We start from the raw sequence: 24,626 nt of genomic DNA on the forward strand, positions 1-24,626 counted from the left end.
GGCGTCAGTAGCGGTAGTGCTCCGGCTTGTACGGGCCGTCGACGTCGACGCCGATGTACTCGGCCTGCTCCTTGGTGAGCTTGGTCAGCGTGCCACCGAGCGCCTCGACGTGGATACGCGCCACCTTCTCATCGAGGTGCTTGGCCAGCCGGTAGACCTCGTTGTCGTACTCGTCGCCCTTGGTCCACAGCTCGATCTGCGCGATCACCTGGTTGGAGAAGCTGTTGCTCATCACGAACGACGGGTGACCCGTCGCATTGCCCAGGTTCAGCAGCCGGCCCTCGGACAACACGATGATGGAATGGCCGTCCTCGAACACGAATTCGTCGACCTGCGGCTTGATGTTGATCCGGCGGACCTTCGGATCGCGCTCCAGCCGGGCCATCTCGATCTCGTCGTCGAAGTGACCGATGTTGCCCAGGATCGCCTGGTGCTTCATCCCCTTCATGTGCTCCAGGGTGATGATGCCCTGGTTGCCAGTGGCGGTGATCACGATATCCGCCCAGCCGATGGCCTCTTCGACGCTCTTGACCTCGAAGCCGTCCATCAGCGCCTGCAGCGCATTGATCGGGTCGATCTCGGTGACCGCGACGCGGGCACCCTGGGCCTTGAGGGCCTCGGCGCAACCCTTGCCGACATCGCCGTAACCGCAGACCAGCGCGGCCTTGCCACCGATGAGCACATCGGTACCCCGGTTGATGCCGTCGATCAGCGAGTGCCGGGTGCCGTACTTGTTGTCGAACTTGGACTTGGTGACCGAGTCGTTGACGTTGATGGCCGGGAACACCAGTTCACCTGCGGCGGCGAACTGGTAGAGGCGCAGCACGCCGGTGGTGGTCTCCTCGGTGACGCCCTGGACCGACTCGGCGATCTTGGTCCACTTGTCCTTCTCGGTCTCGAAACGCGCACGGACCAGCGCCAGGAAGACCTTCCACTCGTCGGAGTCGTCATCCTCGGTGGGAGGAACGACGCCGGCCTTCTCGTACTGCGCACCCCGCAGCACCAGCATGGTGGCGTCGCCACCGTCGTCGAGGATCATGTTCGCCGGCTCACCCGGCCAGGTCAGCATCTGCTCGGCGGCCCACCAGTACTCCTCCAGCGTCTCGCCCTTCCAGGCGAACACCGGGGTGCCCTTGGGCTCCTCCGGCGTGCCGTGCGGACCGACGACGACCGCTGCGGCGGCGTGGTCCTGAGTGGAGAAGATGTTGCACGACGCCCAGCGCACCTCTGCACCGAGTGCCACCAGCGTCTCGATGAGCACGGCGGTCTGGATCGTCATGTGCAGCGAACCGGAGATGCGCGCACCCTTGAGCGGGAGCACATCCGCGTACTCGCGGCGAAGTGTCATCAGGCCTGGCATCTCGTGTTCGGCCAGACGGATTTCCTTGCGGCCGAACTCGGCCAGCGAAAGGTCAGCGACCTTGTAGTCGATGCCGTTGCGGACATCGGCCTTCAGCTCGGACATGTAAGAGCCCCTCTTTTTGGTTCGTCAATGACTTTCGGCCACACCTCTGCGCCGACGACACCTATAGCCTGCGGGCTCGCGGGACAGGCGCTAGAGCGCTCTGACAGCTAAGGGGTGTCGATAACACCGTATCGTTCGGCGAACGGTGACATAAGGCGGGCCAGGTCACGGGCCACATCATGGTCGGCTTCCGGTGGCATGGAGACATAGCTCATGGCCAGTCGGACAATCGCGCGGGCCAGCACGCCGGAGTCCTCGTCACTGGAGCGGATCCAGCTCTGCTGGAAGGTCTCCTGCAGCCGCGCCGAGCACCGGCTGATGATCGGGCCGCTGCCGATGGTTATGATCTGTAGCAGGTCGGGCTTGGCCGCGCCGGTGAGCAGCGAGATCACCAGCGGATCGGACGCCGAATCGGCGAAGAACGCGCGGAAGCCCTCCAGAAACGCCTCGTAGACGTGCCCGACGTTGTGGTTGATGGCGTGCGCCACCGCGTCGACCAGGCGGTCCGCCAGCCGCAGGGCATAGCCTTCGGCCAGGCCCTGCCGGGAGCCGAACTCGTTGTAGATGGTCTGCCTGCTGATCCCGGCCGCCCGCGCAACATCGGTGAGCGTGATCGAGGACCAATCCCGCACCAACAGTTGTTCGCGCATGCCGTCCAGGATCGAGTCCCGCAGCAGCACGCGCGACGCCTCGGCGTAGGGCACGCGCTGTGCCGTACGCCGAGGCATCGAGGTGTTCATATGCGCGAGGGTATCGCCTGAACCCACCCATCCGGCGGTCACGACATTCCCCCGATCGCTTCGGTGCGCAACTCCCCCGTCGCTTCGCTCGCCCCTAACGAGCGACCTCGACCATGTCGAAGTCGGTCTTGGCGGCACCGCAGTCCGGGCAACTCCAGTCCTCGGGGATGTCGTCCCACCGGGTACCGGGGGCGATACCGTCCTCCGGCCAGCCCTTCTCCTCGTCGTATTCGAACCCGCACTGGATGCAGACGTACAGCTTGTACGGCTCGCTCATGACTGCGCACTCCTGTCGTTGACCGGCTCGAAGTCGACCTTCTCACGCACCGCGCAGTCCGGGCAGGTCCAGTCGTCGGGCACCTCGGCCCACTCGGTTCCGGGTGGAAACCCTTCGCGTGGAGCACCTTTGGCTTCATCGTAGACGTATTCGCAACCGGGACAACGGTAGGCGCTCACGAGGCGGCCCCGTAGCGGGCGAGCACCTTGTTCCGCACCCGCGGATGGATGTTGGCACGGGTGATGTCGCCGTCGTAGTGCGCCAGCACCCGGTGGTCCATCACCTTGCGCCACAGCGGCGGGAAGTAGGTCAGCCCGATCATCGAGGCGTACCCGCTGGGCAGGTTCGGCGCGCCGTCCATGCTGCGCAGAATCTGGTAGCGCCGGGTCGGATTGGCGTGATGATCACTGTGCCGCTGCAGGTGATACAGGAACAGATTGGTCACCAAGTGATCGGAGTTCCAGCTGTGCGCCGGAGCGCAGCGCTCATAGCGGCCGCTGTCGAGTTTTTGCCGCAGCAGACCGTAGTGCTCCAGATAGTTGACCGTCTCCAGCAGCGCGAAGCCGTAGATCGCCGAGATCAGGATGTACGGAACCAGCGCCAGCCCGAAGACCGCGATCAGCGCGCCGTAGAACACCACCGACATCGCCCATGCATTGAGCACGTCGTTGGAGGGGTGCCATTTACTCTTGCCGGCCCGCTCCAGCCGCGTGGCCTCCAGCTCCCACGACGATTTCAGGCTGCCCCACACGCTGCGCGGCAGAAACTCCCAGAACGTCTCGCCGAACCGGGCGGACGCGGGGTCCTCCGGCGTGGCCACCCGGACGTGGTGGCCACGGTTGTGCTCGATGTAGAAGTGCCCGTACCAGGTCTGGGCCAGCGTGATCTTGGACAGCCAGCGCTCCAGTGAGTCCTTCTTGTGCCCCATTTCGTGCGCGGTGTTGATGCCCACGCCGCCGAGCACCCCGACCGACAGCGCGAGCCCGATCTTGGCCGGCCAGCCCAGTCCGCCGTCGAAGCCGAGCCAGCCCAGGTCCGAGGCGGTGAACAGGTACGCGCCGAAGATGACGCTGGCGTACTGGAACGGAATGTAGATGTAGGTGCAGTACCGGTAGTACTTGTCGTTGTCCAGCCGCTCCATCACCTCGTCGGGCGGATTCTGGCCGTCCGGGCCGAAGAACCGGTCCAGCACCGGGAGCAGACCGTAGACCAGCAGCGGCCCCACCCAGAACGGGATCTGCGCGGCGAGATGCCAGCCTGCGTGGTTGAGCGCCCACACCACCGGCAGCATGACGAATAGCGCAGTCGGGGCGATCAGGCCCAGCAACCACAGATAGCGCTTGCGGTCCCGCCAGTCGGCAGCCGGTTGCGGCGGTCGGTCGGTATCGGTTTGCGACGTCATCGTCAACACCTCCTGTGAGTGCCATCACTATTGGAGTTGACTATAAGCGTTCTTTTGTCCCACGTCTAGACAAATCACCGTGTTTTGTAAAACGCTTCTAGCGCCGTGTAGGCCCCACCATCGACGCTTCAGCTCGCAGCGCCCTACCGAATCCGTGCGGTTACGAACCAAGGTCACCAAGGGTCCGGGATCACGCCCGACCGGAATTGCCATGGCCGACAAGTCGATCGACGCCGCACAAGCCCGCTGGCCAGCGATCGACGCACGGCAGAGGCAAGCAACTCGAACGACCCGTTGACATCACACCCGCCGAGAACGGTGAATCAACCGAAACGGTGGTCGCCTGAAACCACTGGCGTGGCGCCCTCGACCGTATCTAGCGCTTCTTTGGGCAGTAGCCCCGCCAGAGCGCGCGCTGCGTGGTCGAAGGGCGCGATGCTGCCCGCCGCTCGGCACAAGACGTGGGCACCCTCCAAGATCGCGATGAGCATCTGGGCCAGGTCGGATGCGGCGTCGTGGTTCATGCCTGCTGACACGAGGCGCTCGGCGAGTTGATCAACCCATGAGGAGAATGAGGCCGCCGCGACGGCCCGCAGCGGATCGGACTCGCCGATAGAGCCCACGGCGACAGCGGCAACCGCGCACCCTCCGCCCTTCGTGGACGCCTCGACTGCGGGCCGGATCCCGTCGAGGAACGACTCGACCACGCCGCGTGGAGTCGTCGCCTCTAGAGCGGCAAGGTATCCGCGAACCTGTCTTCCATTGGCCTGCGCCGCCTCGGCCACCATCTGCGTCTTACCACCCGGAAAGTGGTGGTAAATGGCCCCTCTGGCGGCTCCGCTGCGTGCCAACACGTCGCTGAACGACATGCCCGACAATCCGCGCACTTGAAGCTCCGCGACGGCAGCCTCGATCATTCGCCCTCGGGTATCGCGCATGGTTGGCTCTCTTCGGGACTTGACTAGTACGTACGTCCTAGTACTCTCCGGCTAGTACGACCATCCTAGTCCTCGATCCTGACCCCCGGAGACTGCATGCCCATCACCGTCACAGCCCCTGCCGGAATACTCACCCGGGACGGCGAACGCACTGTGGCGCCTCGACCGACAGCGGCCGTGCTCGATGTCAGCGGAGGCGTCGGAAACGACTTCTTCGCCTCGCTCATCGGCGACATCGTGGATTCGACACGCCCAGAACATGATTCGGCGAACATCTGGGTCAAAGTGATCAAAGCGCCGGACGGCGGCTGGGGCGTCGCCGGACGCGCATACACAGGCGACGCCGGCCACGCCGTGGTCAATTCCGTGATCGATCCTCGACCATGAGCGCCGCCGACGAGCGTCCCGCCGGATCCGTCTGCTGGATCGATCTCGGCACGAATGAACCGGCGCAGACGTCACGATTCTACGAAGCACTGCTCGGTTGGACCGTCGCTGACGCGGACACAGACGGCTATCGTCTCGCCGCACTAGAGGATCACCTCGTCGCCGCGTTCGGACCGTCAGCAGACCCTGGCGCTCCGTACTGGACCGTCTACCTTCACACCGACAGTGCGCACGCGACCGCAAGCGCCATCGTCGCCGCAGGCGGAACCATCATCGCCCCGCCAGCGCCGGTAGGACCCTCCGGCGTCGCGGCCATTGCACGGGACCCCAACGGCGCCACGTTCGCCCTCTGGCAACCGGCGGGCCACGGCGGGTCATGGGTATCGACACGGGCAGGAACATTTGCAGGATTCGAGCTGACAGTGGACGACGACGCCGGGACGAAACGGTTCTGGAACGCCACGGCCGGCTGGGAATTCGATAGCACCGGTTCGATCAACTGTCGCGGGACCGACGTTGGAACCTGGCGACCATCGGCAGTGAACGCGGTCCCCGCCATCACCTCGCCATGGCTCGTCACCTTCCGAGCCGGCGACGTGCCGGAACGGATGGCCCGCGCAATCACCCTGGGCGCCAATGTCATCGATGCCGATCGAGGAGTACTTCGCGACCCTGCAGGCGCCGCGTTCAGGCTGGTCGCCTAACGTCGAAGTCAAGGCCGCCTCAACAACACGATCCGCAGGTCTTGACAAGATCTCGCCGGTCGGCGAAATCGCCTGTCCCATGACGGTGGTGGCCAGGTCACGCTTACCGGACAAACCCGCGCCTTACGGCGTGAAGCCGAGTTCGCCGAACGCGGCGGTGTTGTCGGGCGCGGTGGTCCCCCGCTCGGATCCGGTCAGCAGCGCGCCGTACAGAGCGACCGCGCCGGAACGTTCGGTCAGAGCCGGTGCACCGGGATGGTGAAGGTGAACGTGGCGCCGCGCCCCACACCGTCGCTGGCGACGGTGATATGCCCGCCCTGCGCCTCGACGAACGCCTTCGCGATCGCCAAGCCGATACCGGCGCCGCCATGTTCGCGGTCGCGGGCGGCATCCACCCGATAGAAACGCTCGAAGATCCGGTCCAGGTGTTCGGCCGGGATACCCTCACCGGTGTCGGTCACCGCAACCGCGACGGCGTCGCGGTCCTGGCGTGCCGTGATCAGCACCCGATCACCACTGCGGGTGTGCCGCAACGCATTGTCGAGCAGATTGGTGAGCACCTGCCCGAAGCGTTCGGGATCACCGCAGGTTTCCGGCAGCCCGGCGGCGACGTCCGGCACGAGTTCGACACCATTGGCCCGGTATTGCGGCTCGAACGACACCACGGCACCCGCGACCAGGTCCCCGACCTGGACCGCCCGCAGCACGATCGAGTCGGGCCGCTGCTCGGCGTTGAACAAGGCCGCCACATCGGCGCTGAATCGGGCGAGCCGGCGTGTCTGGTCGCGCAGCACACCCATGGTGTCGGCGTCCAGGCTCTGCACGCCGTCCTCGAGTGCTTCGAAATAGGCCTCCAGCACGGCCACCGGAGTCCGGATCTCGTGGGCCAGGTCGGCCAGCATCTGCCTTCGGGTCCGGTCGACATCGCCGAGCCGCTGCGCCATCGTGGTGAAAGCCGCAGCGATCTCGTCGAATTCCTTCCCGAGCCCGGCCGGTGTCAGCCGAACGTCGTAGTGGCCGTCGGCGATCACCGTCGCGGCGCGGGCGAGTTCAGCGGCCGAGCGGTACACCCGCCGGCTGAGGTACCAGCTCAAGGTCAGCGCCGCCACCGCCGACACCGCCAGCGCGGTGCCCACCGACATCGTCGTCGCACGTTCGAACGCCCGCTGATAGGGATGATCGGTGGCACTGCCCGGCTGCACCGCCGCATCCATCAAGCGCTGGAACATCGGCGGACCGACGAGCATCGCGACCACACTCGTGGTCGCGATGCAGGCGATCACCACGACGGAATTGGCTGCCAGCAGCCGCGTCCGGATGCCGAACCTGCTCGCCACTAGCCCTTCCCCATCCGGTAGCCCACGCCGCGTACGGTGCTGACGAACCGGGGCTGGGCGGGGTCATCGCCCAGCTTGCGGCGCAGATGGCCGACGTGGACGTCGACGATGTTGTCGTTGCCCACCCAGTTGTCACCCCATACCGCCTCGATCAGCTGCCTGCGACCCATCACCAGCCCGGGCCGCGAGGACAATGCGGCCAGAATGTCGAATTCGGTTCGGGTCAGCATGATCTCGGATCCGTCGACATGCACTTCCCGGCCGCCGAGATCGACACGCAGCCCCCCGATCTGGCGCGGCGGATGCACGGGCGCGGGCTGGTGACCGGGCGCGGCTCGGCGGGGCCGGCGCAACATCGCCTGGATCCTGGCCACCAGTTCGCGCGGGCTGAACGGTTTGGTGACGTAGTCGTCGGCACCGACCGAAAGACCGACCACCGTGTCCACCTCGGTATCACGTGCGGTCAGCATGACGACGTAGGCATCGGAGAACACCCGCAGTTGCCGGCAGACCTCGAATCCGTCCATGCCCGGTAGGCCGACGTCCAGCACGACCAAGTCCGGATCCACACTGCGGGCCCGTGCCAGCGCGTCGGGTCCGTCGTGGGCGGTATGCACCTCGAAACCGTTCTTGACGAGGTAGCTGCCCACCACCGTCGTCAACGGCACCTCGTCGTCGACGATCAACGCGCGCAGCGTCACCGCACCCGCAGTATCTGGCATCGCTCAATGATGCCCCGCCCATCGGCGCCGGACTGCCGATAACCCCGGCCGGTGACCGACCTACATCAAATCTTCAGGAAGCGATCAATCAATCGTCGTGAACCCGCGGCAGGTTGAAGGTCACCGGGGACGCGCAATGTGCGGGCCCCCAACCGATTAGGAGAACCATCATGTCGTTCCCCATCCGCATCCGTCGCGTCGGCTTGCTGTTCGTCGGCGCCGCGGCCGCCGCCGTCGCGCTGGCACCGCTGGCCGGCGCCGATACCGACCCGCTGGTGCCGTACGGCACCAACCCGCAGGTGCCCTACTCGCTCGGCCTGCACGCGTCCAACCACGACGAGCTCGACACCACCAACGGTCGACTCGACCTGCCGTTCTGACCGCATCACGAGACGGATGACCGAGGAGAGGGCAATCTGGACCCCATGACCGAGGACAGCGCCAAGGGCTTGCACCTCAATCGTCGCGACGCACTCGTCGGCCTGACCGCTGCCACCGCAGTGGTGGCAGCTGGGGCGGGTGGGCTGGCCGCCGCGGCGGACTGGCTGGGTCCGCCGCGGTTGACGGCCGCCCGATTCACCGACCGGTTCGAACAGCTCTACGGCCGCCACGACGGATTCCGGCGCAACCACGCCAAAGGGCTGGCCGCGACCGGCACCTTCACCAGCACCGGAGCCGGTACGGAGGTGTCGAAGGCGACCGTGTTCCGACGTGGCACCATCCCGGTCGTGGCGCGCTTCTCCATGTCTGGCAGCCTGCCCGACCAAGCCGATGACCCCGCCACAGTGCGCGGTCTCGGCGTGCTCTTCCAAACCCCGGACGGGCAGCAGTGGCGCACGGCCATGGTGAACATCCCCGTCTTCCCCGACCGCACGCCGCAAGGCTTCTATGACCGGATGCTGGCTTCCAAACCCGATCCCCGGACCGGGAAACCCGATCCCGCGGCGATGACGGCGTTCCTCGCCGCGCATCCCGAGACCGCGGCGGCGATGAAGATCATCAAACAGGCCGCACCGGCCAAGGGGTTCGCCGACAGCACCTTCCGCGGACTGAACGCCTTCCTGGCCACCGACCAGAATGGGCACACCGTCCCGGTCCGGTGGTCCGCGGTCCCCGAGCAATCGGCAGACACCGGGCCCGGCGCACCGGACTTTCTCTTCGACGCGCTCATCGACCAGGTGCAACGCGGCCCGGTCAGCTGGCGGCTGGTGCTCACGCTGGCCGAACCGGGCGATCCGACCCACGACGCCACGCTGCCGTGGCCGGCGCAGCGCCGTACCGTCGAGGCCGGGCTGATCACCATCGACCGGGTCCTCACCGAGGCGGCGGGCAACGCCAGGGATGTCAACTTCGATCCGCTGGTGCTGCCGGACGGCCTGGCGGCGTCCGACGACCCCATCCCGCGGGCGCGTTCGGCGGTGTATGCCCAGTCGTTCAATCGCCGCGCCCGAGAACCGAAGTCGCCCAGCGAGGTCGATGTCGCACAGGCGGTGCGCGATGAGCACTGACTCTGCCGCCAGATTCACCGTGGCGTCCAGGTTGCTGCACTGGGCGATGGCGGTGATGGTGATCGGCCAGTTCTTCCTGGGCGTCACCATGGTCGCCGCTCTCACCTACTACCCGCTGCTGTTGGCCATCCACCGGCCGCTGGGCATCGCGATCCTCGTCTTCGCCGTCGTCCGTCTGATCAACAGACTCACCCACCGGCCGCCTCCGTTCCTCAAGACGATGGGGCCGGCCGAGCGCAGAATCGCGACGTATTCGGAGTACCTGCTCTACGCGTTGCTACTGGCGCAGCCTCTGGTCGGCTGGGCCATGTTGTCGGCGGCCGACTCGCCGATCACCCTGATCGGATCGTTGCATCTGCCCGGTATCGCACCGCATGGGATCGGCCTGTACGCGGTGCTGCGCACCGCGCATACCGTGCTGGCGTATCTGCTGTTCGCCGCGTTCACCGCACACATCTGCGCCGTCACCTTCCACACGGTGGGCCTGCGCGACGGCCTGCTGCGCCGGATGTCCTTGTGGCCGAGCCGGTCTCGGTAGGCGCCGATGAGTTCCTTCGATGTCCTGCTGGACCCGCAACGCGCGCAGCTCGATGCCTTCGTCGAGGATTATCGGACCGCCATCGAGCTCACCCTCGACGGCCTGACCGAGGAGCAGGTGCGGCGCCGGCTCGTTTCGTCGGCGACGACGTTGCTCGGCCTGGTCAAACACGTGACCTGGATGCAGCGGGTGTGGTTCGAGCAGTGCATCGGCGGCACCTCACGCAGCGAGCTCGGCCTGGTGCAGACGGTGGACGAGTCGTTCCGGCTGTCCGACGACGACACCATCGCCTCCGTCACCGCGGCGCACCGACGGGCCTGCGAGACGGCCCGCTCCACGGTTGCCGAGCTGCCGCTGGATGCCGTCGTGACCGGCCACCCGGCCGGGCCGCGCACCGTGCACTGGGTGTACCTGCAAGTCCTGCGCGAGCTGGCCCAGCACTGCGGGCACGCTGACATCCTGCGCGAACAGCTGCTCGCCGGGTAGCGCCCGCGTCACAAGGGCGTCAGAAGCCGACGGTCACCCGGAACAGCTTGGCGGGCGCGGCGGCGCGCAGCCGGATCGGCCCGTCGTCTGCGGCCACCCAGGCCGCCGCGCCCCGATCGAGTGCGACGGTCTCGGACTTGGCGTACACCTCGACCGAGCCCTCGGTGCACAGCAGGATCTGCGGGCCGTCGTGTTCGGCCGGCGCATCGATCTCGTGCCCGGTGTGCTCGCCGTCCACCGACAGCACCGATACCGCGAACTCCGGTGCCGGGGTGTCGTATATCAGCTCCAGGCCGTCCCGCACGGGCCGCGGCACGATCGCGGTATCCCCGCTCGGGGTGAAGTCCAGCACCCGCAGCAATTCGGGCACGTCGACGTGCTTGGGAGTCAGGCCACCGCGTAACACGTTGTCGGAGTTGGCCATCACTTCGAATCCGACACCGTGCAGATAGGCGTGCAGATTGCCGGCCGACAGGTAGACCGCCTCACCCGCCTGCAGGCTGATCCGGTTCAGCAGCATCGCCGCCAGCACCCCGGCGTCGCCCGGATAGCGCTCCCCGAGTTCCAGCAACGTCTTGGCCTCGGCCTCGAACTCGGTCTGGCGGGACCGGATGTAGCTGATCGCCCCGTCGAGTACGGCAGGCACCAGCACATCCAGATCCGGTTGCGGGGCCGTGATCCAGGTGGTGAACAGCGCACGCAACCCGTCGGCATCGGGCTGATCCTTGAGCAGGGTGATGAACGGATCCAGATCTGCCACCGACAGCGCCCGCATCAAGTCCACACTGCGAGCCGCGGACCGGAAGCCGGTGAGCGCCTCGAACGGACCCAGCGCAACGATCAGTTCGGGTTTGTGGCTGCGGTCGCGGTAGTTGCGGTTGGGCGCCGACACCGGAATCCCCAGTCGCTCTTCACGTTCGAATCCCTGCGCGGCTTGCTGCGCACTCGGATGGGCCTGCAGCGACAGCGGCTCGTCGGCGGCCAGCACCTTGGCCAGGAACGGTAGGGCATCCCCGAACCGAGTCCGGATCGGTTCGCCGAGCTGACCCTCGGGATCCGCTTTGACCAAATCCAGCAGTGATCGTGGGCCGTCGGCGGTCTCACACCGCGCCGGGTCGCCGGGGTGCGCTCCCAGCCACAGCTCCGCCTCCGGATGCGCTGTCGGACTCGGTCTTCCGGTGAATTCGGCAATGGCGGTCCGCGACCCCCAGGCATACTTGCGCACCGCACCGTGCAGCAGATTCACGCTCTCACCCTCGTGCCAGTCTCAGATACACGGCCGTCATCTCCAGCCGTACGGCCAGCATGGCCAACTGTTGTTCGGCGCGCCCGGCCGATCGCGGCGTCGCGATATCGGGCACGTTGTCGGCGCTGAGCACCACGAGGTCGGCCAACCCCTCGGTCCGGGTCACCACCACCGGCCGCTGCTCGTCGGAGGTCAGCACCACGACGCGCAGCCGGGCGGGCAGTGGTCCGTCGAACTCCTCGTCGTGGAACAGCGCAGACTCATAATCGGCTGGGCCCGAATTCAATTCGCCCACGGTAATCAGAGCATCGTTGAGTCCGGCAGCGGTGACCACGTGGTGGCCGACACGCAGCAGCACGGCCGCCGCATGCCCGGCCAGTGCCAGCCAGGCGGCGCCGTCGCCGGCGAGGACCACGTCGCGGCCCGCCAGTTGTTCGGCGATGGTCTTGGCCGGATTGGTGAACAGCTCGCGGGTGGCGCTGTTGCGCAAGGCCTCCGCGTCCAACTCGTCGGCCAGCACCGCGATGTCCACCTTCATCCCTGCGTCCAGCACGGTGAGAGCGGCCACCCCGGCCGCCAGATAGCGGCACAGCGCGAATTCCTCGGGAACGGGCAACCGCGGTGGGAGCAGCGCAGCGCGGCCGGCCGTCACCTCGCGCAGCGGTCCCTCGTGCGGCGCCACGACGATCACCCGTGCACCGCGGCGCACGCCCGTCGCGGCCGCCGCCACCAGCAGTGGGTCACCCGCATTGGCGCCGGCCACCACCAGCACGTCGAGTGCACCGATCCACGGCGGCACCTCCGGCGCCACCACGATGGGCACGGACGTGGATCCGCCCAGTGCCGCCGAGAGCAGCGTGCCTGCCGTGAGGGCGGGACCGCCGACGGCGACCCAGACCAACGTGCGGGGCGGTAGGTCCGAGCGCACCGACTCCAGGGCGCCCTCGTCGACGGCGACCGCGACGGCCCGCACCTGGGCCCCCGCCGTGGCCGCGGCACGCAACAGACCATCCCGGTCGGCGGCCAGCAGTCCGTCGACGTCGTCGAGGTCGATGGTTGCGGCCCGCGAGGTCACGGAACCGGCTCGCTGTTCAGTGGCGGCCCGCTGCTGCCGCCGGGCACCTGGGCGGCGATCAGTGTGGCCACCTCGTCGACAATCGCGTCGACCTCCTCGGTGGTGCGTGCCTCCACGTTGAGCCGCAGCAGCGGCTCGGTATTGGAGGTGCGCAGGTTCAGCCAGCGGCCTTCGCCGAGGTCGACCGTCACGCCGTCGAGATGATCGAGGGAGTTGATCCGGGAGCCGAACGCGGCGAGCACCGAATCGACCACCGCGGGGGCGTCGGTGACGGTGAAGTTGATCTCGCCGGACCCCTCATAGCGCTGGTAGTCGGCCATCAGCTCGGACAGCGGGCGCTGCTGCTCGCCCAACGCGGCCAGCACATGCAGGGCGGCCAGCATGCCGGAGTCGGCCCCCCAGAAATCCCGGAAGTAATAGTGCGCCGAGTGCTCGCCGCCGAAGATGGCACCGGTGTCGGCCATCAGCCCCTTGATATAGGAGTGCCCGACGCGCGAGCGCACCGCGGTGCCCCCGCGTTCGACGATCAGTTCGGGCACCGCACGCGAGGTGATGAGGTTGTAGATGACCGTGGCGCCGATCTCGCGCCCGAGTTCGCGCCCGGCCACCAGTGCGGTGACCGCGGACGGCGAGACCGCGATGCCTTTTTCGTCGACCACGAAGCACCGGTCGGCGTCGCCGTCGAAGGCCAGCCCGATATCGGCTCCGGTCGCGATGACGTGCGCCTGCAGATCCACCAGATTGGCCGGGTCCAGCGGATTGGCCTCGTGGTTGGGGAAGGTCCCGTCGAGTTCGAAGTACAGCGGAAGCACCGTGAGCCCGGGGATCTCGCCGAGCACGGCGGGCGTGGTGTGCCCACCCATTCCGTTACCGGCATCCACGGCGACGCGCAGCGGGCGCAGTTCGGACTGGTCGACCAGGGAACGCAGGAACACACCGTAGTCGGCAAGCACGTCGCGGTCCTGTGCACTGCCCGGCTTACCGTCGAAACCGGGCACGCCGTCGATCACCTCGCCGGCGATGACGGCCAGCCCGGTGTCTTTACCGACCGGCTTGGCCCCGGCCCGGCACAGCTTGATGCCGTTGTAGGCCGCCGGGTTATGGCTGGCGGTGAACATGGCGCCGGGGCAATCCAGCATTCCCGACGCGAAGTACAGCTGATCTGTGGAGGCCAGTCCGATCCGGACCACGTCCAGGCCCTGCGCGATGACACCTTCGGCGAAGGCCTCCGACAGCGACGGCGAACTGCTGCGCATGTCGTGGCCGATGACCACCTGGGTCGCCCCCGATCCATGCCCCGGGTCGCTGCGCTCCCCGCCGGATGCCTCGTCGCGCACCAGGCGGGCGAAAGCGCCGCCGACATCGCGGACGAACGCCTCATCGATCTGCTCACCCACCAGCCCACGGACGTCGTAGGCCTTGATCACGGCATTGACGGCAGCGGCGGGCCGAGGCATGGCTGTCCTCGCTCTCTGGATCGACCGGGATTGGGAATGGTGACTGGCAGCCAGCCTAGTAGCTCACGTATTCCACCGCCGGAGGTCCCACCGCACAGGTGGACTTGCCCCGGATGTTCTATTCCGCGCCGGTGTCCGGCGGGTCCGGCAGCACCCGCAAATGCCCGCGACGGCGCCCGTTGGATTCCGGGCGGCGCAGCGGTGGCGCGATCAGCGCCCCGCCGGGAACACCGGTCGACGGGTCCGAGAAACCGGCCGTCATCCCGTTGACCATGGCGGGAAGACCGTCATTGCGTTCACGCACGGCGTCGGCGAGCGCGACCAGATCGTCCTCGTCGGGATGCGCGGGCAGCGGCCCGGCGTGGCGGACCAGCTCCCAGCCGCGCGGGGCGGTGATACGTCCGGCGTGCACCACACACAGATCCCACGAGTGCGGCTCAGACACCGTCGCCAGTGGTCCGACGACCGCTGTCGAGTCCGCGTAGACAAACGTCAGCGTCGCCACGGCGTAATGCGGGCACCCGGGCCGGCAGCAGCGACGGGGAACATTCACGTTGCGAAGATTATCGTGCGGAAACGTCCCGGGCACACGGACACGCGCAGTGCGACGAGCGCCGATCTCCAACCGTTACCATCTGTCACGTGGCGCAGCGCAACCATCGCGGATCACGCCGCGGCCGCGGAATGCGGGGGCCTTTACTCCCGCGGACCGTGCCGGGCTGGCGCAGCCGCGCCGAACGATTCGACATGGCGGTGCTGGAAGCCTACGAACCGATCGAGCGCCGCTGGCATGACCGGGTGGTCAACCTCGACGTGGCGGTGGACGAGATTCCCCGGATCGCACCGAAGGATCCCGAGAGCGTGCAATGGCCGCCGGAAGTGGTCGCCGACGGCCCCATCGCCCTGGCGCGCCTGATCCCGGCCGGCGTCGATGTGCGCGGAAACTCCACGCGCGCGCGAATTGTGTTGTTCCGCAAGCCGATCGAACGCCGCACCAAAGACCGCGACGACCTGTCCGATCTACTGCACGAAGTGCTGGTGGCGCAGGTGGCCACCTATCTGGGGGTCGAGCCGTCGGTCATCGATCCATCGATGGACGACGAATAGCCGCACTACGCAGAACGGCTCAGCCGTGAGGCCGAGCCGTTCTGTCTAGATGATGCCGCGCTTGAGGCGGCGTCTCTCGCGTTCCGACAAACCACCCCAGATGCCGAACCGCTCGTCGTTGGCCAGTGCGTACTCCAGGCAGCGATCACGCACCTCGCAGCCCAGGCAGATGCGCTTGGCCTCCCGGGTCGAGCCGCCCTTCTCCGGGAAGAACGCCTCAGGGTCGGTTTGCGCGCACAGGGCACGCTCCTGCCACTGATCGTCGTCTTCGTCGGCCGCGACCGCATCGAAGTCCATTCGGTCCGGCACCAAACTCAACTGCGGTCGCCCGGGCGCTTCGAACGGCACCGAATCGATTGTGGTGTGCGGTTCGCTGTCCACTGAATCGGGCAACCGGTTGTCGAACCGGAGCACGCGGTCGAAATCGACCTGCTCAAAAGACATGTTCCGCCTCCTCACCTGATTAATAGTCCCCATTACGGAGCTCTATGGAGCTCCAGTCCCGCCATCACTATTGTGGTGTATGGCCATCCCCGAAGCGGTCACTGTCGAACACGTTCGAACAGGTGATCGAATCTTGGTCTGCGACACCGGAACCGGGGTGCAACCGCGAAATGACACTGATGTGATTAGACACTTGTTAGCTGCCAGGGTCAAGCGCTGGAACGCATTTTCATACCATCTCGTGACATAAATCCGGCGTGTCACCGCACCGGCGTGTTCACCACACCCGCCGCGATGTCGGCCACAGGGGCCGGCTGGCCTAGGGTCTTGAGGTGTGAAGGTCACCGTTTTGGTCGGCGGCGTGGGTGGCGCCCGGTTCCTGCTCGGCGTGCAGCATCTGCTGGGACTGGGTCAGTTTGCCAGCCAAATCAGCCCGGATGCCGCGTCTTCCACCGACCCCGCCGAACACGAGCTGACAGCCGTGGTCAACGTCGGCGACGACGCCTGGATGTTCGGCGTGCGCATATGTCCCGACCTCGACACGTGTATGTACACCCTCGGCGGCGGCATCGACCCGGAACGCGGGTGGGGCCACCGAAACGAAACCTGGCACGCCAAGGAGGAACTCGCCGCCTACGGTGTCGCGCCCGACTGGTTCGGCCTCGGCGACCGCGACCTGGCCACCCATCTGGTGCGTACCCAGATGCTGCGCGCCGGGTATCCACTGTCCCAGGTGACCGAGGCGCTGTGCGCCCGATGGTCGCCCGGCGCACGGCTGCTGCCCGTCACCGACGACCGCAGCGAAACCCACGTCGTGGTCACCGATCCCGAAGGCGAGCGCCGGGCCATTCACTTCCAGGAATGGTGGGTGCGTTACCGCGCCCAGATCCCCACCCACAGCTTCGCGTTCGTCGGGTCGGACAAGGCAACGGCCGCACCGGGAGTGCAGGACGCCATCGCCGGCGCAGACGTCGTGCTGCTGGCCCCGTCCAACCCGGTGGTCAGCATCGGCACCATCCTGGCCGTCCCCGGCATCCGCGGCGCGCTGCGCTCGACGCCGGCACCGGTGATCGGCTACTCCCCCATCATCGCCGGAAAACCTTTGCGCGGCATGGCCGACGAATGTCTCAAGGTGATCGGCGTGGAATCCTCCTCACAAGGTGTGGCTGATCACTTCGGAGCGCGCAGCGCAACCGGCATCCTGGATGGCTGGCTGATCGACCAGGGCGACGAGGCCGTCGTCGATGGGGTGAAGGTGCAACAGGCGCCACTGCTGATGACGGACCCGGCCACCACCGCCGAGATGGTGCGCGCCGGAATCCGGTTGGCGGGCCTGAGCCTGTGAGTGACGTATCGAGCACCGACCACGGCACGTCGACGGCCATCGAGATCATCCCGGTGCTCGGCCTCGGCGAGTTTCGGCCCGGGGACGACGTCGCCGCGGCCATCGCCACGACCGCCGACTGGTTGCGCGATGACGACGTCGTGGTGGTCACCAGCAAGGTGCTGTCCAAGGCCGAAGGGCGCATCGTCGCCGCGCCCAGCGATCCGGAGCAGCGGGACGCGCTGCGCCGCAAGCTGATCGATGAGGAGGCGGTGCGGGTACTGGCCCGCAAGGGCCGAACCCTGATCACCGAGAACGCCTTCGGTCTCATCCAGGCCGCCGCCGGAGTGGACGGTTCCAATGTCGACGGGGCCGAATTGGCACTGCTGCCGGTGGATCCGGACCGCAGCGCGACGGCACTGCGTGACGGACTGGCGCAGCGTCTCGGGGTCCGGGTCGGCGTCGTGGTGACCGACACCATGGGCCGGGCCTGGCGCAACGGCCAGACCGACGTGGCGATCGGGGCCGCCGGACTGACCGTGCTACATGGATACGGCGGCAGCCGCGACAGTTTCGGCAACGAACTGGTGGTGACCGAGATCGCGGTGGCCGACGAACTGGCCGCGGCCGCCGATCTGGTGAAGGGCAAGCTCACCGGCATCCCGGTGGCGGTGGTCCGCGGACTGACCTTGCACGACAACGGCTCAGGTGGCCGAACCCTGGTCCGCAACGGCGAGGACGATCTGTTCTGGCTCGGCACCGCCGAGGCCATCGAACTGGGCCGCACCCAGGCACAGCTGCTGCGTCGCTCCATCCGGCAATTCCGGCCCGACCCGGTCGATCCTGCGCTGATCGGGGCCGCGGTGGCCGAGGCGCTGACCGCCCCCGCTCCGCACCACACCCGCCCGGTCCGGTTCGTCTGGCTGCGTGAACCTGCCACGCGGGCAAGGCTGCTCGATGCGATGAGAAGCCGCTGGGAAGCCGACCTGCGCGCCGACGGCCGCTCCGCCGAGGACGTGGCACGCCGGGTGGGTCGCGGCCAGATCCTTTATGACGCGCCGGAAATCGTCATCCCCTTCATGGTTCCCGACGGCGCACATGTCTACCCGGACCCGGCGCGCACCGCGGCCGAGCACACCATGTTCACCGTCGCCGCGGGGGCGGCGGTGCAGGGGCTGCTGGTCGCGTTGGCGGCCAGGGAGATCGGCAGCTGCTGGATCGGCTCCACCATTTTCGCCGCCGATACCGTGCGGACCGAACTCGACCTGCCCCCCGACTGGGAACCCTTGGGCGCCATCGCAATCGGTTATCCACCCGAGCCGCTGACACCGCGCGGTCCGGCCACCACCGACGATCTGCTGGTCATCAGATGACGCTGCACGCATCGGTGGTGCACACGTTGACCCACTGGCACGCACCCGATCCCGCCCAGGACGCGCTCCGGGAGGCGGTGCTGGCCTTCGTGCTGGCCCGGCCGGATGCCTGCATGCGATCGTGCGAGCCCGGCCACATCACGGCCTCGGCACTGCTGCTCGACCACACCGGCACCCAGGCCCTGCTGACACTGCACCCGCGGGTCGGGCGGTGGCTGCAGTTGGGCGGACACTGCGAGGCACAGGACGCCGATATCACCGCCGCCGCGCTGCGGGAGGCCACCGAGGAATCCGGCATCCCCGACCTGCGCCTGGGGCCGGATCTGGCGGCAATCCACGTGCACCCGCTGACCTGCTCGCTGGGCCTGCCCACCCGACATCTGGACCTGCAGTTCGTCGCCCACGCCCCGGCCGGCGCGGAGATGGTGCGCAGCGACGAGTCGCTGGACCTGCGATGGTGGCCGCTGGATGCGTTGCCCGGTGACGACCCGGCCCTGACCGCGCTGGCGACGGCGGCGAGCCGCTAATCCAGCACGGCGGCGAGCCGCCAATCGGGTTCGGCGGCGAGCCGCTGGACTCAGACGTCGGTGGAGTAGCGGATCCCGCCGTCGGGGATGGTCACGCCCGGCCATACCCGGGCACCGCGCAGCAGCTCGCACCGCGCACCGATATCGGCGCCGTCGCCGATCACACCGTCCCGGATCAGCGCGCGCGGCCCGATCCTGGCGCCGAACCCGATGATGGAACGTTCGATCACCGCGCCGGCATCCACCCGGACACCGTCGAAGATCACCGCACCGTCCAGCCGCGCCCCGGCCCCGATCTCGGCACCACGGCCCACCACGGTGCCGCCGATCAGCAACGCACCCGGCGCGACAGCCGCGCCGTCGTGCACCAGGCGCTCACCGCCCTGCCCGTTCAGCGCGGGCGATGGCGCGATTCCGCGGACCAGGTCGGCCGACCCGCGCACGAAGTCATCCGGCGTGCCCATATCGCGCCAGTAGGAGTTGTCGACGTACCCACACACCTTGCGCCCGTCGGCGAGCAGGCCCGGGAAGATCTCCCGTTCCACCGAGACGGCCCGGCCCTTGGGCAGCGCGTCGATGAGCTCGCGCCGGAACACGTAGCATCCCGCGTTGATCTGGTCGGTCGGTGGATCCTCGGTCTTCTCCAGGAAGGCGGTCACCCGGCCGTCGGCGTCGGTGGGCACGCACCCGAACGCCCGCGGGTCGCTGACCCGCACCAGGTGCAGCGTGACGTCGGCCTGATGTTCGTCGTGGCAGGCCAGCAGCGCGCCGAGATCCGCCCCGGAGAGCACGTCACCGTTGAAGACCAGCGCGGTGTCATGGCGCAGCTTGGAGGCCACGTTGGCGATACCGCCGCCGGTGCCCAGGGCCTGCTCCTCCACCACGTACTCGATGTGCAGGCCCAGCTTGGAGCCGTCCCCGAACTCGGCCTCGAACACCTCGGCCTTGTACGAGGTGCCCAGCACGACGTGTTCGATACCGGCCGCGGCGATCCGCGACAGCATGTGGGTCAGAAACGGAAGTCCGGCGGTCGGCAGCATCGGCTTGGGCGCCGAGAGGGTGAGCGGGCGCAGCCGGGTGCCCTGCCCACCGACCAGGATGACGGCATCTACTTCTGACGGTTTCACCATGCCTAGAGCCGTCCTTTCGCCTGTTTGCGCCGGGAGTTCCCGACCACGAGTCCGGCCCGGGCCGCCAGGGCCGCCCTTATGGTCCATCGCAGAGGTGCCTGCCACCAGCCGGGATGCCGATCAGCGAGGAAAGTGTAGGTGCTGCGGTGATGCGCGGCCAAGTTCTTCGCCGGATCTCGTCCGGCCGCGTGCCCCTTGTCGTGCACGATCTCGGCCGTCGGCACGTAGACGTTCTGCCAGCCGTCCGCAGCCAGCCGGTCCCCCAGGTCGACGTCCTCCATATACATGAAATAACGCTCGTCGAATCCGCCGATCTCGGCAAAAGCCTTGCGGCGCAACAACAGACATGATCCGGACAGCCAGCCCACCGGACGCTCGCTCGGCGTCAGGCGTTCCTGGCGGTACGCCGCGGTCCACGGGTTGGTCTTCCACAGCGGGCCGACGACGGCGTGCATGCCGCCGCGGATGAGGCTGGGCTGATGCCGTGCCGACGGATACACGGTGCCGTCGGGATCCCGGATCAGCGGCCCCAGTGCACCGGCGGCGGGCCACCGCTGGGCGGCTTCCAGGAGCTCGTCGATGCTGTTGGGCCCCCACTGCACATCGGGGTTGGCCACCACCACCCAGTCGCCGTCGGTGACGAATTCGGCGACGGCACGGTTGACCGCGGTGCCGTAGCCCAGATTCGAGCCGGTGTGGAAGAGCCGCACATTCGGATAGCGCTGCACGGCTTCCTCGGGGGAACCGTCGGTGGATCCGTTGTCGGCCATCACCACCGTGACCGGACGCTCGGTGGCATGCGCCAGCGACGCCAGGAACCGGTCCAGGTGGGGTCCGGGCGAATACGTCACCGTCACGATGAAGAGGTGGTCACTCACCCGTGACCGCTCCCGTCGTTCGCTGACTCTGGTAGGCCCGTTCGTCACTCACGGTCGTTGAGGGTAGCGACGAGCCACGGTGTGTTCTGCACCTCACCGGCGCCGGCCCGTTTATCGGGCGAGCACTCCGGCGGTGAACTTCGGCTGCCAGTCCGACGTCAGCAGCGCGCCGAAGTTCGCCTCCCGGTCGTTGCGGTTGGCGGTGTCCAGATCGCGCACCGCGTGGATGAACGCCGGACCACTCCAGCCCACTCCGGCAGCCGCGGCCAGCACATCGGTGATCTGCTTGGCCTGCTCCTGCTGGCTCACCCCGTCGCCGGGAATGTCGCTGGTGGACGCGCCGATCTCGGTCATCCAGATCTTCTTGCCGCCGTCGCCGTGCGCGTTCATGATCCCGCGCATCCGCAGCACATCGGACCAGCCGTTGTTGCTGTCGGCGGCCAGACCACCGGGGAACACATAGGGGTGCGCCGCTGCGGCGTCGAAGAACCCGCCGGCACCGGCGTCATAGAGCTGCTGGAGGAATCCCGGGGGCGAGTCCGGACCGTCCAGCGGGCTCAGCCCGGCGGCGATCACGGTGGCGCCCGGCTGCACGGCCTTGATTGACCCGTACGCGGACTTCAGCATCTCGGTGTAGCGGGCCGGCTTGTTGTCGGCGAAACCCATGAACAGCGGCAGGTTCGGCTCGTTCCAGATCTCCCATGCGTTGATCCGGCCGCCGTAACGCTTGGCGACTGTGGCGGCGAACGCCCCGAAATCGGACGGGTTGCGCGGTGGCGACGACGGGAAGAGCAACTGGGCGCCCTCCAGCCGGGCCCACAGCGGGGTGTTGGAGATGATGCCGAGCACCCGCAGGTTGTTGGCGCCCGCGGAGTTCACCAGGTTGTCCAGATAACCCCAGTTGTACTGGCCGCGGCCGCCCTCGATGACACCCCAGTCGATGGGCACGCGGACCCAGGATGCACCGGTCTTGCCCACCGCCGCGATCTCCCGACTGGCGTCGCTCTGGCTGCCGGTGGCCCAGGTGTAGCCCTGGGCGAATCCATAACCGTCTGCCGGCGCCGCCACGGCCGCGTGCGCCGTCACCGGTGACACCGACACCATCGACGCGATCATCACGACCAGCATCGCGACCCGGCCGAGAACCTTGCCCACAGGCTTGTGCATGTCCGCCAACCTACCGGACCTGTGATCTTTCTCCGTGTCCTGGCGGGATCTGCGGGCGGCGGCTGGCACGCCGGTGCGCGCTCCCGCAACATCGACGGTCTCGCCAGTAACCTGAGCCAATGCACAAGAGGGTCAGCGAGAAGCCGACGGCGGATCGCGCGTGAGAGTGACCCGGACCGTGGCGATCATCGCCGCCGCCGCCGTGGTGCTGTGCACCGGCGTGGCGTGGAGCACCGTCCGCTCGTTCGAGGACGGCATCAATCACGTCAATTCGGCGGCCCTGGGCGGCGGCGGCGACGACGGCGCGATCGACATCCTGCTGGTCGGCCTGGACAGCCGCACCGACGCGCACGGCAATCCGCTGTCGTCGGAGGAACTGGCCACCCTGCGCGCCGGCGACGACGTCTCCACCAACACCGACACCATCATCCTGGTCCGCATACCCAACAACGGGCGGTCGGCCACGGCGATCTCCATCCCGCGGGACTCCTACGTGGATGCGCCCGGGCTGGGCAAGATGAAGATCAACGGCGTCTTCGGCTCGGTGCACCTGGAGAAGATGAAGGAACTCGTCGAGGAGCAGGGCGAGGACCCCGCCACCGCCGAGCCCAAGGCCACCGAGGCCGGCCGCGAAGCCCTGATCAAGACCGTCGCCAAGCTCACCGGCGTCACCGTCGACCATTACGCCGAAATCGGCCTGCTGGGCTTCTCGCTGATCACCGATGCCCTCGGCGGTGTCAACGTGTGCCTCAAGGATGCCGTCTACGAGCCTCTTTCGGGCGCCGACTTCCCCGCCGGCTGGCAGAAGCTGAACGGTCCGCAGGCCCTGAGTTTCGTCCGGCAACGCCACGACCTGCCGCGCGGCGATCTGGACCGGGTGACCCGCCAGCAGTCGGTGATGGCCTCGCTGGCCCACGAGGTGATCTCCGGCAGGACCCTGTCCAGCCCGTCCACCCTGAATCGGCTGCAGGATGCGGTCCAGCGGTCGGTGGTGCTGTCCGACGGCTGGGACATCATGGATTTCATTCAGCAGCTGCAGAAGCTGGCCGCCGGCTCGGTGGCGTTCGCGACCATCCCGATCCTGCAGGAGGACGGCTGGAGCGACGACGGCCTGCAGAGCGTGGTGCGGGTGGACCCGACGCAGGTGCACGACTGGGTGGAGGGCCTGCTCAGCGATCAGGCCGCGGGAAAGACCGAGGAGCTCAGCTACTCCCCGGAGAAGACCACCGCCGATGTGGTCAACGACACGGATATCAATGGGCTCGCGGCGTCGGTGTCCCAGGTGCTGACCGGCAAGGGCTTCACCGCGGGCGCGGTGGGCAACAACGACGGCGTCCACGTGACGAACAGCCAGGTGCAGGTGGCCAAGGTGGACGACCTCGGCGCACAAGCGATTTCGAAGGAACTCGGCAACCTGCCGGTCGTCGAGGACGCCACCCTGGCGCCCGGATCGGTGCGCGTGGTGCTGTCCTCCGATTACACCGGACCCGGTTCGGGTCTGGAAGGCCCCACCGGGTCCGGCGATTCCGCCGTCCTGGCGCAGAGTTCGGGTGACATCTCGGACTCGGCCGAGCCGCCCCCGCCGCCCTCGCCGATCCTGACCGCGGGCAGCAACGACCCGGCCTGCGTCAACTGAGATGACGACAATCAGCGCGGCTCTGCTCGATCCGTTGATGCAGCGCGACCCCGTCGGCCCGCGGATCACCTATTACGACGACGCCAGCGGTGAACGCATCGAAGTGTCCACCGTGACGCTGGCCAACTGGGCCGCCAAGACCGCGAATCTGTTGCGCGACGAACTCGGCGCGGGACCCGGTAGCCGGGTCGCGGTCTTCCTACCCGCGCACTGGCAGACCGCTGCGGTGTTGCTGGGGATCTGGTGGATCGGCGCAGAGGTGGTGTTCGGCGCAGAGGCCGCGGCGACGACCGCCGCCGGGGTCGACATCGCCCTGTGCACGGCCGGCCGCCTCGACGAGGCCGATGCCGCCGCGGGTACCGGCGAGGTGGTGGTGTTGTCGCTGGACCCGTTCGGCAAACCCGTCCCGGACTTACCGATCGGGGTGACCGACTACGCCACCTCGGTCCGGGTGCACGGTGACCAGATCGTCCCCGAACGCACCCCGGGTCCGGCATTGAACGGCCAGACCGCGGCCGATGTGCTGGCCACCGCCGCCGAGACGGCCCGATCCCACGGGTTGGCCGGCACCGACAGGGTGATGTCGACCGCCGGCTGGGACACCGCCGCAGACCTCGTCGAGCACCTGCTGGCGGTGCTGGCGGCGGGTGCGTCGCTGGTCCTGGTGGCAAACTCGAATCCATCGGTTCTCGACCGTCGCCGGGAGATGGAAAAGGTGACCAGGGGTTAAGCACCCCACTTTCGCCCACCGCCAAATA

Annotated in this window: 28 protein-coding genes and 1 pseudogene; 13 read left to right on the forward strand and 16 right to left on the reverse strand. The window is 67.7% G+C overall.

The window, feature by feature from the left end; translation table 11 throughout:
• Positions 1 to 4: 4 nt before the first annotated feature.
• The 5 genes from ahcY to ACXPWS_RS23395 form a co-directional block, all read right to left on the reverse strand.
• The gene (ahcY, locus tag ACXPWS_RS23375) at positions 5 to 1,465 is read right to left on the reverse strand and encodes an adenosylhomocysteinase (protein WP_458708933.1); all 1,461 of its coding nucleotides are present in this window, start codon (positions 1,463 to 1,465) and stop codon (positions 5 to 7) included.
• 107 nt (positions 1,466 to 1,572) lie between these two features.
• Complete coding sequence (gene alkX, locus ACXPWS_RS23380; RefSeq protein ID WP_458708934.1) at positions 1,573 to 2,205, reverse strand: TetR family transcriptional regulator AlkX; 633 nt, start codon at positions 2,203 to 2,205, stop codon at positions 1,573 to 1,575.
• A gap of 94 nt (positions 2,206 to 2,299) precedes the next feature.
• Positions 2,300 to 2,482: a rubredoxin gene (locus ACXPWS_RS23385; RefSeq protein ID WP_458708935.1), complete on the reverse strand. Its 183-nt coding sequence runs from the start codon at positions 2,480 to 2,482 to the stop codon at positions 2,300 to 2,302.
• Positions 2,479 to 2,661, reverse strand: a complete 183-nt coding sequence (locus ACXPWS_RS23390; protein ID WP_458708936.1) for a rubredoxin — start codon at positions 2,659 to 2,661, stop codon at positions 2,479 to 2,481. The genes ACXPWS_RS23385 and ACXPWS_RS23390 overlap by 4 nt, the downstream gene beginning before the upstream one ends.
• Complete coding sequence (locus tag ACXPWS_RS23395) at positions 2,658 to 3,884, reverse strand: alkane 1-monooxygenase (protein WP_458708937.1); 1,227 nt, start codon at positions 3,882 to 3,884, stop codon at positions 2,658 to 2,660. The genes ACXPWS_RS23390 and ACXPWS_RS23395 overlap by 4 nt, the downstream gene beginning before the upstream one ends.
• Positions 3,885 to 4,038: 154 nt before the next feature.
• On the opposite strand from ACXPWS_RS23395, the pseudogene ACXPWS_RS23400 reads away from it, so the two are divergent.
• Positions 4,039 to 4,231 (forward strand): annotated as a pseudogene (locus ACXPWS_RS23400) (IS256 family transposase); the annotation flags it as partial.
• Here ACXPWS_RS23400 and ACXPWS_RS23405 read toward each other — a convergent pair.
• On the reverse strand, positions 4,208 to 4,801 hold the full coding sequence (locus ACXPWS_RS23405) for a TetR/AcrR family transcriptional regulator (RefSeq protein ID WP_458708938.1): 594 nt from the start codon (positions 4,799 to 4,801) through the stop codon (positions 4,208 to 4,210). The pseudogene ACXPWS_RS23400 and the gene ACXPWS_RS23405 sit on opposite strands and share 24 nt — an antisense overlap.
• Positions 4,802 to 4,918: 117 nt before the next feature.
• Between ACXPWS_RS23405 and ACXPWS_RS23410 the strand changes: the two genes are divergently transcribed.
• Both ACXPWS_RS23410 and ACXPWS_RS23415 read left to right on the forward strand, forming a co-directional pair.
• A complete protein-coding gene (locus ACXPWS_RS23410) occupies positions 4,919 to 5,209 on the forward strand; it encodes a hypothetical protein (protein ID WP_458708939.1) in 291 nt (96 codons plus the stop codon).
• The gene (locus ACXPWS_RS23415; protein WP_458708940.1) at positions 5,206 to 5,913 is read left to right on the forward strand and encodes a VOC family protein; all 708 of its coding nucleotides are present in this window, start codon (positions 5,206 to 5,208) and stop codon (positions 5,911 to 5,913) included. Before ACXPWS_RS23410 ends, ACXPWS_RS23415 begins: the two co-directional genes overlap by 4 nt.
• A 236-nt stretch (positions 5,914 to 6,149) precedes the next feature.
• On the opposite strand, the gene ACXPWS_RS23420 is transcribed toward ACXPWS_RS23415, so the two are convergent.
• On the reverse strand, positions 6,150 to 7,250 hold the full coding sequence (locus ACXPWS_RS23420) for a sensor histidine kinase (RefSeq protein WP_458708941.1): 1,101 nt from the start codon (positions 7,248 to 7,250) through the stop codon (positions 6,150 to 6,152).
• The gene (locus tag ACXPWS_RS23425) at positions 7,250 to 7,972 is read right to left on the reverse strand and encodes a response regulator transcription factor (protein ID WP_458708942.1); all 723 of its coding nucleotides are present in this window, start codon (positions 7,970 to 7,972) and stop codon (positions 7,250 to 7,252) included. Before ACXPWS_RS23425 ends, ACXPWS_RS23420 begins: the two co-directional genes overlap by 1 nt.
• Positions 7,973 to 8,142: 170 nt before the next feature.
• Between ACXPWS_RS23425 and ACXPWS_RS23430 the strand changes: the two genes are divergently transcribed.
• The 4 genes from ACXPWS_RS23430 to ACXPWS_RS23445 are packed head-to-tail and all read left to right on the forward strand — an operon-like array spanning position 8,143 to position 10,504.
• Positions 8,143 to 8,352 carry a hypothetical protein gene (locus tag ACXPWS_RS23430; RefSeq protein WP_458708943.1) on the forward strand — a complete coding sequence of 70 codons (210 nt, stop codon included), beginning with the start codon at positions 8,143 to 8,145 and terminating at the stop codon, positions 8,350 to 8,352.
• 45 nt (positions 8,353 to 8,397) lie between these two features.
• A complete protein-coding gene (locus ACXPWS_RS23435) occupies positions 8,398 to 9,480 on the forward strand; it encodes a catalase family peroxidase (RefSeq protein ID WP_458708944.1) in 1,083 nt (360 codons plus the stop codon).
• Positions 9,470 to 10,018: a cytochrome b gene (locus ACXPWS_RS23440; protein ID WP_458708945.1), complete on the forward strand. Its 549-nt coding sequence runs from the start codon at positions 9,470 to 9,472 to the stop codon at positions 10,016 to 10,018. The genes ACXPWS_RS23435 and ACXPWS_RS23440 overlap by 11 nt, the downstream gene beginning before the upstream one ends.
• 6 nt (positions 10,019 to 10,024) lie before the next feature.
• Positions 10,025 to 10,504, forward strand: coding sequence for a DinB family protein (locus ACXPWS_RS23445; RefSeq protein WP_458708946.1), 480 nt, complete (start codon positions 10,025 to 10,027; stop codon positions 10,502 to 10,504).
• Positions 10,505 to 10,523: 19 nt separating this feature from the next.
• On the opposite strand, the gene manA is transcribed toward ACXPWS_RS23445, so the two are convergent.
• The 4 genes from manA to ACXPWS_RS23465 all read right to left on the reverse strand — a co-directional run bounded on the left by manA (position 10,524) and on the right by ACXPWS_RS23465 (position 14,835).
• Positions 10,524 to 11,750 (reverse strand): mannose-6-phosphate isomerase, class I, encoded by a 1,227-nt coding sequence (gene manA, locus ACXPWS_RS23450; RefSeq protein WP_458708947.1) that lies wholly within the window; start codon positions 11,748 to 11,750, stop codon positions 10,524 to 10,526.
• A gap of 4 nt (positions 11,751 to 11,754) precedes the next feature.
• The gene (locus ACXPWS_RS23455; RefSeq protein ID WP_458708948.1) at positions 11,755 to 12,825 is read right to left on the reverse strand and encodes a TobH protein; all 1,071 of its coding nucleotides are present in this window, start codon (positions 12,823 to 12,825) and stop codon (positions 11,755 to 11,757) included.
• Positions 12,822 to 14,282, reverse strand: coding sequence for a phosphomannomutase/phosphoglucomutase (locus tag ACXPWS_RS23460; RefSeq protein ID WP_458708949.1), 1,461 nt, complete (start codon positions 14,280 to 14,282; stop codon positions 12,822 to 12,824). Before ACXPWS_RS23460 ends, ACXPWS_RS23455 begins: the two co-directional genes overlap by 4 nt.
• Before the next feature lie 118 nt (positions 14,283 to 14,400).
• Positions 14,401 to 14,835, reverse strand: coding sequence for a DUF3499 domain-containing protein (locus ACXPWS_RS23465; RefSeq protein WP_458708950.1), 435 nt, complete (start codon positions 14,833 to 14,835; stop codon positions 14,401 to 14,403).
• 131 nt (positions 14,836 to 14,966) lie between these two features.
• Here ACXPWS_RS23465 and ACXPWS_RS23470 point away from each other — a divergent pair, with 131 nt between their 5' ends.
• Positions 14,967 to 15,389 (forward strand): metallopeptidase family protein, encoded by a 423-nt coding sequence (locus ACXPWS_RS23470; protein ID WP_458713666.1) that lies wholly within the window; start codon positions 14,967 to 14,969, stop codon positions 15,387 to 15,389.
• Between the two features lie 45 nt (positions 15,390 to 15,434).
• On the opposite strand, the gene ACXPWS_RS23475 is transcribed toward ACXPWS_RS23470, so the two are convergent.
• Positions 15,435 to 15,686 carry a WhiB family transcriptional regulator gene (locus ACXPWS_RS23475; RefSeq protein WP_458713667.1) on the reverse strand — a complete coding sequence of 84 codons (252 nt, stop codon included), beginning with the start codon at positions 15,684 to 15,686 and terminating at the stop codon, positions 15,435 to 15,437.
• Positions 15,687 to 16,167: 481 nt separating this feature from the next.
• Between ACXPWS_RS23475 and cofD the strand changes: the two genes are divergently transcribed.
• From cofD to ACXPWS_RS23490, 3 genes are read left to right on the forward strand one after another with little or no spacing between them, the layout of a single operon-like run.
• Positions 16,168 to 17,178, forward strand: coding sequence for a 2-phospho-L-lactate transferase (gene cofD, locus ACXPWS_RS23480; RefSeq protein ID WP_458708951.1), 1,011 nt, complete (start codon positions 16,168 to 16,170; stop codon positions 17,176 to 17,178).
• The gene (locus ACXPWS_RS23485; protein WP_458708952.1) at positions 17,175 to 18,530 is read left to right on the forward strand and encodes a coenzyme F420-0:L-glutamate ligase; all 1,356 of its coding nucleotides are present in this window, start codon (positions 17,175 to 17,177) and stop codon (positions 18,528 to 18,530) included. The genes cofD and ACXPWS_RS23485 overlap by 4 nt, the downstream gene beginning before the upstream one ends.
• Positions 18,527 to 19,057: an NUDIX hydrolase gene (locus ACXPWS_RS23490; RefSeq protein WP_458708953.1), complete on the forward strand. Its 531-nt coding sequence runs from the start codon at positions 18,527 to 18,529 to the stop codon at positions 19,055 to 19,057. The genes ACXPWS_RS23485 and ACXPWS_RS23490 overlap by 4 nt, the downstream gene beginning before the upstream one ends.
• Before the next feature lie 50 nt (positions 19,058 to 19,107).
• Here the strand turns inward: ACXPWS_RS23490 and manB are convergent, their stop codons facing one another.
• The 3 genes from manB to ACXPWS_RS23505 form a co-directional block, all read right to left on the reverse strand.
• Positions 19,108 to 20,187 carry a mannose-1-phosphate guanylyltransferase gene (manB, locus tag ACXPWS_RS23495; protein WP_458708954.1) on the reverse strand — a complete coding sequence of 360 codons (1,080 nt, stop codon included), beginning with the start codon at positions 20,185 to 20,187 and terminating at the stop codon, positions 19,108 to 19,110.
• A 2-nt stretch (positions 20,188 to 20,189) separates the two neighbouring features.
• Positions 20,190 to 21,065, reverse strand: coding sequence for a glycosyltransferase family 2 protein (locus tag ACXPWS_RS23500; protein ID WP_458708955.1), 876 nt, complete (start codon positions 21,063 to 21,065; stop codon positions 20,190 to 20,192).
• Between the two features lie 111 nt (positions 21,066 to 21,176).
• Positions 21,177 to 22,232: a glycoside hydrolase 5 family protein gene (locus ACXPWS_RS23505; RefSeq protein ID WP_458708956.1), complete on the reverse strand. Its 1,056-nt coding sequence runs from the start codon at positions 22,230 to 22,232 to the stop codon at positions 21,177 to 21,179.
• Positions 22,233 to 22,392: 160 nt separating this feature from the next.
• Between ACXPWS_RS23505 and ACXPWS_RS23510 the strand changes: the two genes are divergently transcribed.
• A complete protein-coding gene (locus ACXPWS_RS23510) occupies positions 22,393 to 23,868 on the forward strand; it encodes an LCP family protein (RefSeq protein ID WP_458708957.1) in 1,476 nt (491 codons plus the stop codon).
• A gap of 1 nt (position 23,869) precedes the next feature.
• Positions 23,870 to 24,598 carry a TIGR03089 family protein gene (locus tag ACXPWS_RS23515; protein WP_458708958.1) on the forward strand — a complete coding sequence of 243 codons (729 nt, stop codon included), beginning with the start codon at positions 23,870 to 23,872 and terminating at the stop codon, positions 24,596 to 24,598.
• Positions 24,599 to 24,626 lie beyond the last annotated feature (28 nt).

Source organism: Mycobacterium sp. BMJ-28, assembly GCF_054404835.1.

Coding starts and splice junctions, on each gene's coding strand:
- ahcY (WP_458708933.1), bottom strand. CDS start 1,465: ATGTCCGAGCTGAAGGCCGATGTCCGCAACGGCATCGACTACAAGGTC.
- alkX (WP_458708934.1), bottom strand. CDS start 2,205: ATGAACACCTCGATGCCTCGGCGTACGGCACAGCGCGTGCCCTACGCC.
- ACXPWS_RS23385 (WP_458708935.1), bottom strand. CDS start 2,482: ATGAGCGAGCCGTACAAGCTGTACGTCTGCATCCAGTGCGGGTTCGAA.
- ACXPWS_RS23395 (WP_458708937.1), bottom strand. CDS start 3,884: ATGACGTCGCAAACCGATACCGACCGACCGCCGCAACCGGCTGCCGAC.
- ACXPWS_RS23405 (WP_458708938.1), bottom strand. CDS start 4,801: ATGATCGAGGCTGCCGTCGCGGAGCTTCAAGTGCGCGGATTGTCGGGC.
- ACXPWS_RS23410 (WP_458708939.1), top strand. CDS start 4,919: ATGCCCATCACCGTCACAGCCCCTGCCGGAATACTCACCCGGGACGGC.
- ACXPWS_RS23415 (WP_458708940.1), top strand. CDS start 5,206: ATGAGCGCCGCCGACGAGCGTCCCGCCGGATCCGTCTGCTGGATCGAT.
- ACXPWS_RS23425 (WP_458708942.1), bottom strand. CDS start 7,972: ATGCCAGATACTGCGGGTGCGGTGACGCTGCGCGCGTTGATCGTCGAC.
- ACXPWS_RS23430 (WP_458708943.1), top strand. CDS start 8,143: ATGTCGTTCCCCATCCGCATCCGTCGCGTCGGCTTGCTGTTCGTCGGC.
- ACXPWS_RS23435 (WP_458708944.1), top strand. CDS start 8,398: ATGACCGAGGACAGCGCCAAGGGCTTGCACCTCAATCGTCGCGACGCA.
- ACXPWS_RS23440 (WP_458708945.1), top strand. CDS start 9,470: ATGAGCACTGACTCTGCCGCCAGATTCACCGTGGCGTCCAGGTTGCTG.
- ACXPWS_RS23445 (WP_458708946.1), top strand. CDS start 10,025: ATGAGTTCCTTCGATGTCCTGCTGGACCCGCAACGCGCGCAGCTCGAT.
- ACXPWS_RS23460 (WP_458708949.1), bottom strand. CDS start 14,282: ATGCCTCGGCCCGCCGCTGCCGTCAATGCCGTGATCAAGGCCTACGAC.
- ACXPWS_RS23470 (WP_458713666.1), top strand. CDS start 14,967: ATGCGGGGGCCTTTACTCCCGCGGACCGTGCCGGGCTGGCGCAGCCGC.
- ACXPWS_RS23475 (WP_458713667.1), bottom strand. CDS start 15,686: ATGGACTTCGATGCGGTCGCGGCCGACGAAGACGACGATCAGTGGCAG.
- ACXPWS_RS23490 (WP_458708953.1), top strand. CDS start 18,527: ATGACGCTGCACGCATCGGTGGTGCACACGTTGACCCACTGGCACGCA.
- manB (WP_458708954.1), bottom strand. CDS start 20,187: ATGGTGAAACCGTCAGAAGTAGATGCCGTCATCCTGGTCGGTGGGCAG.
- ACXPWS_RS23505 (WP_458708956.1), bottom strand. CDS start 22,232: ATGCACAAGCCTGTGGGCAAGGTTCTCGGCCGGGTCGCGATGCTGGTC.
- ACXPWS_RS23515 (WP_458708958.1), top strand. CDS start 23,870: ATGACGACAATCAGCGCGGCTCTGCTCGATCCGTTGATGCAGCGCGAC.